Source organism: Protofrankia sp. Cj3, from assembly GCF_917627355.1.
Lineage (GTDB): Bacteria > Actinomycetota > Actinomycetes > Frankiales > Frankiaceae > Protofrankia.
Window position 1 is genome coordinate 1 of sequence record NZ_CAKJTR010000119.1, and the last position, 12,716, is coordinate 12,716.

The window sequence follows — 12,716 nt, forward strand, 5'->3', positions numbered from 1 at the left end:
GATTCCGCTGGCTGACTGGTATCGCGATCACTTCAAGCACCGTGTCCCGCTCGCCCTGTTCGCCTTGGCCGTCACGCTCGGGCTGGCCGCGTTGCTCAGCCCGCCGGAGCAGGCCCGGCGGCTCGCGATGGCGGCGGTCGCTGGACTGGCACACCTCGGGAACTGGTTTGATCTTTTCGTGGTGCGGGACGGAATCATCGCCTCGCGCGGTGACTGGTACGCGGACCGCCCCGGCCAGATCGATCCGTTGGGCGTTCTGTGGCTGCTGGGGCTGATCGAACAGTTCGCGCTGCTGTGGCCGTTGCTGTTGGGCTGTCTATGGTGGTTCACCCGGTGGATGGGTAGGCGGTTCACCAGGACTGATGACAGGACCGACGACACGGGACGCGCGGCGTGGCTGACCGTGATGCTCTGTCTGTTGCTGGCCGCCGCGGCCTGTCTGGTTGGTCCGGTGCGGGCCGCTTCCGGAGCGGATCTCGCGGAACTGGCTTTGGGCAGCTATGTCCGGGCAGCCGAATGGCTGCTGGGCGCCGCCGCGGCCGGGTTGGTAGCGGCGGCGAGGCCGCCGGCCGAATCGGTCGCCGCGGGCGACGCCCAGCGGGCTGCCGGCGTCTGGTGGGTCACGATCGCCGGGCTGGCCGGATTGACCGTGCTGGTCATCAGCGGGATGATCGCTACCGCTCACCCCGCTGCCTGGCTGCGCGGGGCGGGGCCGGCGACCAGCGCCGGCGGCGCCGCACTCCTGTTGGCGAGCGTCGATCGCCAGATCACAGCGTTCCGTCACGGCCCGATCGAGTGGCTGCTCAGCCGTGGGGGACCGGTGGAACTGGGCCGGATGGCCTATCCGCTCCTGTTGCTGCATCTTCCTGCGTTCTGGCTGCTGAGGCAGGCCTTCACGGATGCGCGGCCGGAGGCGTTGCTCGTTGTCGGGGGTGGGTTCGTGTGGTTCGTCGGCCTGCTGCTACAGGATGGGCTGGTCGGACGGTTGCGGACCCGTCGTTGGCGGGTGCGATGGGCCGCCCCGGCGCTGCTGCTGGCGTACGCGGCTGTCGCGGCCGGTGGAAGCTGGCTGTCCGCCGCGGTCGACAGACGGCCGGACCCCGGGAAAGAGCCGGTGTTGTTGGCGCTGGGCGGTTCGTTCGCCAGCGACCTGGCCCTTGCGCTTGGCCGGCACGGCGATGGCCGCTACTCGGTGGTGGACGGCTCGCTGCCCGGGTGCGGGCTGTATCCGGTGGCGCCGCCGTCGGTCCCGCTTGCCCGTGTCACTGCCGCCACGCAGCTGCCGCCGCCGGTGCCCGCCCGCTCGGCGGCATGCGTGAACTGGCCGGAGCAGTGGCGGACGCGTATCACCCAAAGCCGTCCGGATGTGCTGATGGTAGATCTCAGCACGGACGCGGACGCGCGCCTGTATCGCGGCTCGGTGATTTCTCCCTGCGACGCGGAGTACCGGCAGCTGTACCGCAAACAGCTCGACCAGGCAGCCCAGGTATGGGCGCAGGCGGCCCCGGGCCGGCCGGTCCTGCTGGCCGACACCCGCGATGTCACGGGCGAGGCTGATCCGCGGTCGAGCCGCTGTTTCAATGCCTTGATCACCGAAGCCGCCGCCCGGTATCCGCAGGTGCTGTTGTTGGATGTGGACGCCGCGCTGTGCCAGGCCGAGCACTGCTGGACTCGCACATCCACCGGCAAGCCGCTCTATTTCGATGCCGTCCACCTCACCCCCGCGGGAATGCACAGCCTCGCGCCATGGCTGGCGGCGGCGGTCGGCAAGGCGCTGGGTCCGGGCCCGGCTCCAACGCCGGGCACGGGAACGGGGACGGGGATCACGGACACCGTGAGCGTCGGCGGTCCGGTCAGCCGTCCCGGCCCGGTCAATGATCGTCCGGTAGCGGGACGATGATGGCACTGACCGCGCGAACCTGTGTTTAAGGGCGTCCGGCAATAGGATAATGGATCAAGAAACGGGGTTGGGGCGCGTGCATCGAATCTTTGTCGGGACTTGTGACTAGCCCGTAATGTTCTGTCTGGACGGCAGGGACCGATGGATGCCGGCGTGAGCGAAGCGAAGGATTTTTCCGGGGACCTCTACGAACCGCTGCTGCCCGAGGACCCACGGTCGATCGGTCCGTATCGGATCATGGGCCGGCTGGGCTCCGGCGGGATGGGCCGGGTGTATCTCGGCCAGTCCCGGTCGGGTCTGCTTGTCGCCGTCAAGACGGTACGGGCCGACGTGGTGGATGCGCCGGGATTCCGGCTGCGGTTCGCACGTGAAGCCACGGCGGCCAGGCAGGTCAGCGGTGTGTTCACAGCAGCCGTGGTGGACGCCGATGCCGACGCGGTGATGCCGTGGCTGGCCACGGCATACGTGCCCGCGCCATCTCTGCAGCTGCTGGTGCGCCGGCTCGGTCCGTTGCCGGTCCGCGCGGTGTCCTGGCTCGCGGCCGGGATCGCCGAGGCGCTGGATGCCATCCACCGCGTGGGGCTCATCCATCGGGACCTGAAACCGTCGAATGTGCTGGTGACCAAGGAGAATCCCAAGGTCATCGACTTTGGGCTGGTCAGGACGGCGGACAGTAGCGCGCAGCTTACCCACACCGTGATCGGAACACCCCAGTACATGTCCCCGGAACAGGCGCTGGACACCTCGTCGGTGACACCGGCCACCGACGTGTACTCACTGGGCGCCACCCTGTTGTACGCGGCGACGGGTCGCCTGCCCTACCGGGGCGAGACGCCTGTGAACGTGCTGGCCCAACTGCTCTGTGATCCTCCGGACCTCACCGGGGTGCCAGCGGAGCTCGTCGAGCTGATCCGCCGTTGCACCCAGCGTGATCCGGCGCTGCGGCCCACCCCGAACCAGCTGCTGGAGGAGATCGCTGGGACCTGGCTGCGGACGTCGGGCGGATTCGACGCCAAATACTGGTTACCACGGGTCGGGTACCAGCTGCTGGATGCCTACGAGCGGCGGCGCCGCAGCACCGGCTCACCTGACGCGATGTCCGGTCCGGCGCTCCAGTCCAGGCCAGCCCGCGACTCCCACGAGGTGACCTCTACCCCGTCTCCGCCGCTGTCGCCGCTGATCGCGCCGACCCCGCCCCTCCCACCGGGGGAGTTTCTCCCCCCGGCCCACGGCGGCGGAGCCGTTCCCGCGGGTTCCTCAGGTCCCGCTATTCCCGCGGGTCCCGCGGGTCCCGCGGGTTCGACCGGCCGGGCCGAATCCGCGCGGGTGCACCGGCGGACCTTGCTGCGGGCGACGGGCGCCGCGGCGGTCACCGGCGCGATCGGCGCGGCGGTCTGGGGATCGGCTCGGTTGCTCGGCGGCACGGACGGCGGTGGCGCATCCCGGCCATGGGCCTTCACCTGCGGGGCTGAGGTGTACTCCTCCCCAGCGGTTGTCGACGGAGTTGTCTACATCGGCAGCAACGACTCCCACCTGTACGCCATCGATGCCGTGACCGGACGGCTACGGTGGCGCTACCAGGCGGGTGGCTCGGTAACGTCGTCCCCGGTGGTCGCCGCCGGGGTGGTGTACGTCGGGTGCAACGACTTCCACCTGCACGCGGTGAACGCTGAGACCGGCCAGGTGGTGTGGAGGTTCCAGGCGGGTGCCGTGATGCATTCGTCGCCGACGGTGGCTGATGGTGTGGTCTACATCGGCTGCCGGGACCACAACCTCTATGCGGTCGAGGCGGCCACGGGCACTGAGCGCTGGCGTTTCACCGGCGGTGACTGGTTCAATTCTTCCCCCACCGTATACAGCGGTGGGGTTTACGTCGGCTGTCGGGACAAGAACATCTATGCGCTGGACGCCGCCAGCGGACGCCGACGCTGGAGCTTCACCACCGGCAGCACCGTTGACTCCTCGCCCGCGGTGTCGGACGAAACACTGTGGATAGGCGCTGACGACCACAACGTCTACGCCCTGAGCACCGCGACCGGAACATTGAACTGGCAGTTCACGGCGGATAACGGGGTGGTCTCCACGCCGCTTCTGGCCGACCGGGTGGTGTACGTGGGAAGCGATGACGGCCATCTTTACGCGCTGGACGCCAGCACAGGTCGGGACCGTTGGCGGTTTCCCACCGACAATGGCATCCGTTCGTCACCGGCCGTGGCGAACGGTCTGGTCTACGTGGGTAGTCGCGACCGCTGCATCTACGCGGTGGAGACCGTCACAGGGAAACTGCGGTGGCGGTACGTGACTCAGGGGCCGGTCGACGACTCGTCGCCAGCGGTCGCGAATGGCCTGGTCTACGTCGGCAGCCTGGACACCCGCGTCTATGCGTTGAACGCGGTGACCGGTGCTGGGCCGTAAGAGCGTGTTTCGAATTCTGGGTTCGGCCGGACGGAAGATTCAGAACAGGCGCCGGAAGCGCCCGAGGGCAGGGCGGCTGGCTGTGGTCACCCTGCCCGGCGCCGCCGGAGATCGCCGGTCCATCGTGAACCCCGACCCCCGGCGGTGCCCGCCAGCGAAGACAGCGGGACACGTGAGGACGAGGAAGATCAGCGGCTGGAAGTACAGCGGTTGACCAGCGCTTCGGTCGTCGTCGTCACCTCGGTCAGTAACTTCGGCTCGTAGGTGCTGGTGTCGACGCGCAGCCGGAGGAATCCGATCGCGGTCGTGATCCGTTCGAGATCAGGGGCGAACTCGCCCGCGGTCGGGATCTGGTCGTAGAGCTTCTCCTGTGGGGCGATCAGGTCGGTCGCGACCAGTTTGATGCCGTCCGGCTTGTCGTTGCCCTTACGCGCGATGCGGAGGGTGTCGACCAGCCCGGCTGCCGCATCCCGGCAGGTGCCGGCCTGGAAGGTCTCGATCGCCGGCAGCGGTTTGGCGGCTGCGGTCGCGTCGCCACCGCAGCCGGCCGCAAGCCCGGTCACGGCCAACAGGCCCGCCGCCGTTACTGCCATCCGGATCGATGGTGGTGCAGGCATCATCATTGCGGCCCTTCTCCCGCTTTGGTCATTTCCGAGCGTCGGTGTCAGCGTGAGCCGGAGTTCGGCAGCGCCAGGTAGGGGAAAGCGCCCAGGAAGGGTGTGTTGTTGGCGTTCACGGCGTCCCCCAGCCCCTTGACGGCGGCCGGCGCGTTCGGCAGCAGGACGCCTTCAACGGCCTGGATCTCGATATCGACCACGTCGTCGGCCAGCCGCCGGCCGTTCGGGAAGCCGGCCACGTCGCCGCCGACCACGCCGAGCCGGTTCGGGTTTGCCACCGGCGGAATGGACATGTTGAGCCGGAGCTGCTCGGACGGGGCGATGTCCTTAGCGCTGGCGTCGTTGTTCAGCGTCGGCGAGGTGAGGTCGACGCCGAGGTTGCCCTTGCTGATACCGCTGAGGAACACCGCGACCAGGTCGTTACGCGGGGTTTTCGGCGCTGGGATCTTGTAGATGCCCTGGATGAGCCGGGCCAGTTCGGGGTCGGTGACGTAATTCAGGAACTGGGCGTCCCGCGACGGCGTCGAAGCGTTGAACCTGTCCTTCTGGCCGACCGGGACGACCAGCTCGTTCACCAGCGGCGAGCCGAGCCGTGACACCTGCGACCACTGCCCGAAGCTCATCGCGCGGCCGGAGCTGTTCGTCGGGGAGACCATCGTGGTGCTGCGCCGCTGCGTGGTGCTCCACACTCCGATCACCGGGTTGCGGCCCGCGTCGCCCTTGAGCGCCAGCTGTGCGGCCGGCACCTTGAGCGCGACCGAGTTGACGTTGTAGCCGGCGAGGGTGTCCTTGCCGATCTCGGACAGGTTGCCGCCGTAGAGCAGGTCGAACACGCGCAGGTCCAGGAAGAACGGGTCGTCGGCCTGGCCGGCGAACGTCTTGATCCCGCCGGGCAGAGTTTGGGTCGCCTGGTCGCGCAGGGCGGCGTAGTTCGGCATGGATGCCTTACCGACGTTGGATGGTGCCACCGGCACCTTGTCGGCGAGCACTGTGGAGCTGCCCTTTTTAATCATTTCGAGTCGGTAGCTCTGGGTGAAGTTCAGGTCGGGATCGTCCAGGGAGGTGACGACACCGGTGTTGTACAGGAAGGTGTTCGGGTTCTTGTAGGAGTTGGTGAACGTCCACCGGTAGGTGATGTCCGGCTTGGCGTCCCCGTCGTTGTCGATGTTGATGTCGTACTGGGCGTCGTTGGCGAACGGGTAGAAGTTCGGCCCGCCAGCGGGCTCCTCGAACGGTATCCAGTTAGCGATCAGCGTCACCGAATTCTTGTCGTCCGGGCTGACGAACGCGTAGGTGTCGGTGTTGTCGATGGTTGGGTCGGTGCTGACCAGTGGTGCCTCGCGGTGGCTGGACGCCATCGATGCCGCCGGTGTCAGTGCCACGACCGCGCTACCGACACCGAGCGCCACCGCCGCGATGCCCGCGATCCCCGTGAGGCCGCGCCGTGCGGGTCGGCCCCGCGACCCACCGCGGAGGCGAGGTGCCCCGTCGGCGGGATCTGTCTCAATCATGATTTTCCCCTCGGATGATGCAGGGGCCAGCCTGACTGCCGGCCCGCGACATCTCCTTGTTCGTGCGCCGCGGCCGTTCGGATGGGTGTCGGCGACTGGTCGTGTGTCAGAAAGCCGACAGGTTTTCTCCCATCCGGACGTGTGCCCGCCGCGAACAGCCTTGTGCAGGCCGGCACTGGGAGAGGAACCAGATGAGGAAACGACGAGCCGTCACGGCGATCGTGGTGGTGACGGCGGCCGCGGCCGCTCTGCTGGCGGGAGCGGCGTTGATCCCCACTGGCGTGCTCGGGGGCACCGCCGCGCGTCCGCCCGCGCCCCAGGCCAGCGCGGCCGGGGCTCAGGACGTGCCGACCCGGGCGATCGGCGATCTTCAGCGCCACCTGAGCCTCGTTCCCGGTGACTGGCCGGCCTGGGCGGCGCTGGGCACCGCATACGTTGAGCGGGCCAGAGCCACCGGCGACCCGACCTACTACCCGCGTGCCGAGAGCGCGCTTGCCCGGTCGCTGGCCGTCCACCCGGTCGACAACGACGCCGCGCTCGCCGGGCAGGCGGCGTTGGCCGCGGCTCGCCATGATTTTGTCGAGGCGTTGCGGCTCGCGGACGCGGCAACAACGATCAATCCGTTCGGCGCGACCGCCAGCGGGATACGCGCGGACGCCCTCATCGAGCTGGGCCGCTACCCGCAGGCGTGGGAGGCCGTCCAGCACACGGTCGACCTGCGGCCGGATGTCGCCTCGCTGGCCCGGGTGTCCTACGCGTTCGAGCTGCGGGGCGACACCGCGGATGCCCGGGATGCCATGCTGCGCGTGCTCACCGACGCGACCTCCCCGACGGATGCCGCGTTCGCCCTCTTCCACCTCGGTGAGCTCGCGCGGGACAGCGGTGATCTCGACGGCGCCGACGCTGCCTACCGCCGGGGCCTGGAAAAAGATCCATCCTCGACGACGTTGCTCGCCGGGCGGGCCCGAGTGGCCGCGGCCCGCGGCCAGACCGAGAGCGCGCTGGCTGACTACCAGCGCGTGGTGACCCGGATGCCGGCGCCGGCACTGGTCGTCGAATATGGGGAGCTGCTGGAGTCGGTGGGCCGGACTGAGGAGGCACGGACCCAGTACGCACTGGTCCGGACCACCGCTGAGCTGTTCCGCGAGCAGCGGGTGGACGTCGGCGTCGACCTGGCGCTGTTCGAGGCCGACCATGGTGACCCGGCCGCCGCGTACGCGGTCACCGCGGCCCAGCTCAACACCCGGGCCGGGATTTTCGTCCAGGACGCCGACGCCTGGGCGCTGCACCAGCTCGGGCGGGACTCCGAGGCCCTTGCGCACGCCCGTGCCGCGGTTGCGCTCGGTACGCGGCGCGCTCTGCTGCGCTATCACCTCGGCGTGATCGAAGCAGCGCTCGGGCAGCGGGACGCGGCCATGACCGACCTGCGGGCCGCGCTCGCCACGGACCCGTATTTCTCACCGCTGCATGCGCCCCGCGCCCGAACGCTGCTGACCGCCCTTGCTGGTGACCGGTGATGGCGACGAGGCGGCCGGGCCTGCCCACCCGCTGGCGATGGCCGGCCGTCGCGATGATCGCGTTGGCGTTCGCCGTCCTGCCGGCGGGAGCGGCGTCCGCTCATCCGCTGGGCAACTTCACCGTGAACACCAGCAGCGTGCTGCGGGTGCAGCTGGACCAGGTACGTGTCGACGTCATTGTGGATATGGCCGAGATCCCGACCGCCCAGAGCCGCCCGGCGATCGATGCCGCTGGTGCCGAGACCTGGCGGGAGCAGGAGTGTAAGCGCATCGCGGGCCAGGCCGAGCTGACCGCGGACGGCCGGGTCCGCCCGCTCGAGCCAACCGCGGCCACCCTGCGTTTCCCGCCGGGGGCGGGCGGTCTGTCGCTGTTGCGGCTGGTGTGCCGGTACACGGCCGAGACCGGCGACACACCCGCGTCCGTCCGGTACACGCTGCGGGCTTATACAGACCGGGTGGGCTGGCGCGAGACGGTGGCGCTGGGCGATCGGACCACACTCGTGGCCAGCGACGTTCCCGCGCGGTCGCCGAGCGGGCTGCTCGCGTCGTACCCGGCGGACCCACTGGCCAGCCCATCCGACGTCACCAGCGCCACGTTGCGGGTGCGGCCGGGCGGTCCGGCGGCTGTCGACCCCCTTGACGGCCGGGAGAATACCGCGGTGTCCCCAGGTGGCAGCGGCCCTGGCAGGAGCGGGCTCACCGCGCGTTTCACCGAGCTGGCCGGGCGCCGGGCGCTGTCGTTGGGCATGGGCCTGCTGGCGGTCGCGCTGGCGGTCGGGCTCGGGACCGCGCACGCGTTCGCTCCGGGGCACGGCAAAACGGTGATGGCGGCCCGGATCGCCGGCAACCGGGCATCCCGGCGGGAACTTGCCCTGATGGCGCTGGCGGTGACCGTGACCCACACGTTCGGCGTGCTGCTGCTCGGCATGGCGCTGACTGTGTCGACGGACCTTGCGCCGGAACGGTTGTACCCGTGGCTCGGCGTCGCCAGCGGCATGTTGATGGTGAGCCTCGGCGTCACACTCCTGCGCAGCCGGCTCGCGTTTCGCCGGATCAGCCATAAGCATCATGATCATAATGGTGGGCATGCCCATCCGGCCGGAGCCGATGGCCATGCCCATGGTGATGGTCACGACCATGATCACGACCATGCCCATGGTGACATTCATGATCATGCCCATGCTGGCGGTCATCGCCATGACCATGACCATGGTCATACGCACGGTGGCCGCTGGCATTCCCACCCCTCGCCAGTGGGAACGCCGAAACTGCGCGGTCTGCTCGCGATGGGCTTCGCCGGTGGTCTCGTGCCGACTCCGAGCGCGGTCGTCGTGTTGCTGGGCGCTGTCGCGCTCGGCCGTGCCTGGTTCGGTGTGGTGCTGGTGTTCGCCTACGGCGTAGGTATGGCCGTCGCGCTGGTCGGTATCGGCGTTCTGCTGGACCGGGCGCATCGGCCTCTGCTGCGGCGAGCCAGCAGCGCCGCTCCCCGGTTCACCGCGGTGGCCACCAGATGGGCACCGGTGGCCACCGCGGGTGTCATCGTCGTGGCTGGAGCGATCATTGTGCTGCGTGCGGGGGCTCAGTTCGGCGTCTGAGCAGCCGTCCGGGGGCCGCCGCCGTGGGCCTGCCGACCGCTCCGGCCGCTCCGGCGGCCGGTTCGCAACGGGTGGCGTGCCGCCGGCCGGGGCCGACCCACCGCGTGTGATCGCTGCCTGGCCGCCGTGCCAGTTGGCCGGGAGACGGGCGCGGCCGGCGATCGACGTCCAGTACGCCGCGTGCAGCGTGCAGCGTGCAGCGCGCAGCGGGCGGTACCGGGCGGGAGTAGCCTCCGGGTGCCATGACCGGCAGTTGGGGCGAGGACGGGCAGTGGGCATCGACACCGCGGACAGACTGGCGCTGCACGAGATCGCGGCGCGCTACGGAGACCTCATCGACGCCCGGGACTGGCCAGGGCTCGCGCACGTCTTCGCCGCGGACGCGGTGTTCGACCTGCGCGACGTCGGCGATGGGCAACTGGAGGGCCTGGACGCCATCCGGCGCTTCATGGCCGGCTCGGAGCATCCGCTCGCCCATCACATCACCAACATCTACGTGACCGAGGACGGCGGTGAGCCGGTACTGCACAGCCGGGTCATTGGCATCCTGCACGATCGGCGGGCCGGGTCCGGGCGGTACACCGACACGGTCGTCCGCACCCCGGCCGGGTGGCGCATCCAGCACCGGGTCTTCCACCTGCACCGCCGGCCGTCGGCCGAGCCCGGGTCACCGGCCGCGGGCGGCTGACAGGCGGGCGAGGTCCGCGGGCGTATCGATGTCGTCGGGGCAGCCGGTATCGTCGCACGCCACCATGACCACCCGGTCGGGGTTGGCGCGCAGCCAGGCACGTGCGCCCATGTCGCCACGGGCATGAGCGCATACCTCGGTCCAGGTTTCGCGTCGTAACAGAACGGGATTGCGTGGCTGCCCGTTATAGGTGGCGACCGCTGCGGCCGCGCCGGCCGCGTGGGCGGTGATCAGCCGGCGCACGGCCTCCGCGCCGATCAGGGGCTGGTCGACGAGCGTGATGACCACCGCGTCGAGGCTGGTGCCCGCAACCGCGCCGAGCCCACGCCGCAGTGACGCGCCCATGCCCTCGGCCCAGTCCGGAGTTGGAAGGACCTGTGCCGTGGGCAGATTCGCCGCCCTGGCCACCTCGGCCGCGTGTGCTCCGAGCACCACGAATATCGGTGTACAGCCGCCCCGTGCGACCAGCCGGACTGACCGCTCGACCAGCGCCTCACCGTCCAGCATGGCCAGGGCCTTGGGGCTGCCGAAGCGGCGGCCGGCTCCGGCGGCGAGCACGAGGCCACCCACGCGGCCTGTCATGTTGCCGCCATGCATGGCAGCGTACGCTATCGCGACTGTTATTCATTTGATGAAATTTTATTGATGATGCAGATGATTATATTTCAATAACCTTAGGGTGTCATTTTCTGGATCACATCGCCGAATTCGTCCGCTCACTATATGGTCAGGAACGGTGAAAAGGTCCCTGATTAGTGCGTTTCCGCGCGACGTCACGCGGGAGGTTCCTGTGCCCGGCCAGCCTGGTTCGGCGCCGGTCGCCTTCCTCAGCTATGCCGATGCGGACCATGCGCGTCACGGTGCGTCCCTCGGGGAACTCGCGGCGGCACTCGAGGAGGATATTCGAACCCGAACGGGCCACGCCGCGTTCCGGGTTCTCCACGATCGTCGGGATGATCGCTGGGATGAGTTGTGGAACGAGCGGATCGCCGGCACCGCGGACCCCGCGAGCGCCGCGGCCATCCTCATCGCGGTCATGACTCCCGCTTTTTTCCGGAACGCCCAGTGCCGGCATGAGCTGGAACGTTTCCTTCAGCTCGAACGGCAGCTGGCCCGTCCCGACCTCGTCGTCGCGGTCCGGTGGTCGAAGGACCTCGACCTGATCGCGGGTGGTACGACCGACCTGTTGGCGCGGGCGGTAGCTCATCGGGTGTCCATGCACTGGCCGCTGCCGGACGGCGAGCCACCGGTGGCGGTGTCGGTCGGGCGCTGGGCGGCGGACCTCGCCGGCCGTATCAGCGCGCCATTGGACGCCCTCGTCCGCCCGGCGATTCTTTGGCCGGACGGTATCGCGCGGTACGCGGGTGCCGCACAGCACGATGATGATATTTCGTATGAGGAAATCGTGCGGCATAATGACATCGCGCGGCACGAAGAGGCCGTGCGGAACGGCAGCGGGCTCGCGCGGCACGGCGATGTCGTGCAGGTGCCGCGACAGCTTCAGCCGGGGCAGACCATGCCGTTGCCGATCCAGCCACGGCTGCCGCGGGGAGCGGCCGCGTCGGCTCCGACGCCGCCCGCTGATGCGAGGGCCACCGGCGTGGCGGTGACCCCGTTGGTACCGCGGCGGCTGTCGTCACAGCCACAGCCACAGCGGCCGTCACAGCCACCGCTCCGGCTGTCGGGCGGTGAACGCGGTACCGGCCGTTCCGTTCGCTACCGTCCGATCGTGACGTCTCAGGACCTCAGCACGAAGGCGTTCAGCGCGACCCGGCTGCACGACGGTTACACGATGGTCGGTGTTGACGCCTTCCTCGATCGGGCCGCCGCGGAGCTGCACCGCCTGCACGCCCTTGTCCGATCTGTCGAGAGCGGGTACCGGCCGGATCCACGTGAACTCGTCCTGCTCGTAACGCCCGCGGAGATCAGCGCGACGACCTTCAATCCGGCGAAATTTCTCAGTGGCTACCGCGAACAGGAGGTGGATGACTTCCTCGGCGTCGTCGCGCGGGAGTTCGCAAACCTCCAGAAGTTCGTGTCCGTGGTTTCGGACGCTGACCGGCCGGGCGACCGCGGTGTTTCCTATCATCCTGGTATAACCGGTCCGGAGGTGGCGGGTAAGTCATTCACCCGGACGCGGCTGTGCGTTGGTTACAAGGCTGATCAGGTGGATGAGTTCCTCGACCGAGTAGCCCAGGAACTAGCTGACCTGCACGCTCTGGCGAAATCCTCCCCGGGTAGCCGGAAGCGGGATTCTGATTCGTTTCGTTCGCGTCTCACGCCAGCCGACATCAGTGCCGTAAAATTCGATACCACCTGGCTTTCCGGTGGGTATCGGGAATACGAAGTCGACGATTTTCTCGACTTTCTTGAGCGCGAGCTCGCCCGCATCCATGAACATCTGATGTTTGGCTCGGACTGAGTGCCGGTGCGGTAGCGGTGATTGATCGCCCCGCTTATCCTGCATTCTCGA

The 12,716-nt window shown here is 68.9% G+C and carries 9 protein-coding genes; 6 read left to right on the forward strand and 3 right to left on the reverse strand.

Going from position 1 to position 12,716, the window contains the following annotated elements:
- Positions 1 to 1,900 (forward strand): SGNH hydrolase domain-containing protein (locus MJ783_RS15835; protein ID WP_239311214.1); only part of this gene is annotated, 1,900 nt, incomplete at its 5' end.
- A 153-nt stretch (positions 1,901 to 2,053) separates the two neighbouring features.
- On the forward strand, positions 2,054 to 4,315 hold the full coding sequence (locus tag MJ783_RS15840; protein WP_239311215.1) for a PQQ-binding-like beta-propeller repeat protein: 2,262 nt from the start codon (positions 2,054 to 2,056) through the stop codon (positions 4,313 to 4,315).
- Between the two features lie 188 nt (positions 4,316 to 4,503).
- Here MJ783_RS15840 and MJ783_RS15845 read toward each other — a convergent pair whose 3' ends face one another.
- Both MJ783_RS15845 and MJ783_RS15850 read right to left on the reverse strand, forming a co-directional pair.
- Positions 4,504 to 4,938, reverse strand: coding sequence for a hypothetical protein (locus tag MJ783_RS15845; RefSeq protein WP_239311216.1), 435 nt, complete (start codon positions 4,936 to 4,938; stop codon positions 4,504 to 4,506).
- 41 nt (positions 4,939 to 4,979) lie between these two features.
- Positions 4,980 to 6,443, reverse strand: coding sequence for a DUF4331 domain-containing protein (locus tag MJ783_RS15850; protein ID WP_239311217.1), 1,464 nt, complete (start codon positions 6,441 to 6,443; stop codon positions 4,980 to 4,982).
- A 191-nt stretch (positions 6,444 to 6,634) separates the two neighbouring features.
- Between MJ783_RS15850 and MJ783_RS15855 the strand changes: the two genes are divergently transcribed.
- From MJ783_RS15855 to MJ783_RS15865, 3 genes are all read left to right on the forward strand, one after another.
- Positions 6,635 to 7,960: a lipopolysaccharide assembly protein LapB gene (locus tag MJ783_RS15855; RefSeq protein ID WP_239311218.1), complete on the forward strand. Its 1,326-nt coding sequence runs from the start codon at positions 6,635 to 6,637 to the stop codon at positions 7,958 to 7,960.
- Positions 7,960 to 9,555: a nickel/cobalt transporter gene (locus tag MJ783_RS15860; RefSeq protein ID WP_239311219.1), complete on the forward strand. Its 1,596-nt coding sequence runs from the start codon at positions 7,960 to 7,962 to the stop codon at positions 9,553 to 9,555. Before MJ783_RS15855 ends, MJ783_RS15860 begins: the two co-directional genes overlap by 1 nt.
- A gap of 271 nt (positions 9,556 to 9,826) precedes the next feature.
- Positions 9,827 to 10,243 (forward strand): nuclear transport factor 2 family protein, encoded by a 417-nt coding sequence (locus tag MJ783_RS15865; RefSeq protein WP_239311220.1) that lies wholly within the window; start codon positions 9,827 to 9,829, stop codon positions 10,241 to 10,243.
- Here the strand turns inward: MJ783_RS15865 and MJ783_RS15870 are convergent.
- Positions 10,223 to 10,825, reverse strand: a complete 603-nt coding sequence (locus MJ783_RS15870; RefSeq protein ID WP_239311221.1) for an NTP transferase domain-containing protein — start codon at positions 10,823 to 10,825, stop codon at positions 10,223 to 10,225. The genes MJ783_RS15865 and MJ783_RS15870 overlap by 21 nt on opposite strands.
- Before the next feature lie 208 nt (positions 10,826 to 11,033).
- Between MJ783_RS15870 and MJ783_RS15875 the strand changes: the two genes are divergently transcribed.
- Positions 11,034 to 12,665 (forward strand): DivIVA domain-containing protein, encoded by a 1,632-nt coding sequence (locus tag MJ783_RS15875; RefSeq protein WP_239311222.1) that lies wholly within the window; start codon positions 11,034 to 11,036, stop codon positions 12,663 to 12,665.
- Positions 12,666 to 12,716 lie beyond the last annotated feature (51 nt).

Excerpts from the sequence above, each read along its gene's own strand:
- MJ783_RS15845 (WP_239311216.1), bottom strand. The coding sequence starts at position 4,938 with ATGATGATGCCTGCACCACCATCGATCCGGATGGCAGTAACGGCGGCG.
- MJ783_RS15850 (WP_239311217.1), bottom strand. The coding sequence starts at position 6,443 with ATGATTGAGACAGATCCCGCCGACGGGGCACCTCGCCTCCGCGGTGGG.
- MJ783_RS15855 (WP_239311218.1), top strand. The coding sequence starts at position 6,635 with ATGAGGAAACGACGAGCCGTCACGGCGATCGTGGTGGTGACGGCGGCC.
- MJ783_RS15860 (WP_239311219.1), top strand. The coding sequence starts at position 7,960 with ATGGCGACGAGGCGGCCGGGCCTGCCCACCCGCTGGCGATGGCCGGCC.
- MJ783_RS15870 (WP_239311221.1), bottom strand. The coding sequence starts at position 10,825 with ATGACAGGCCGCGTGGGTGGCCTCGTGCTCGCCGCCGGAGCCGGCCGC.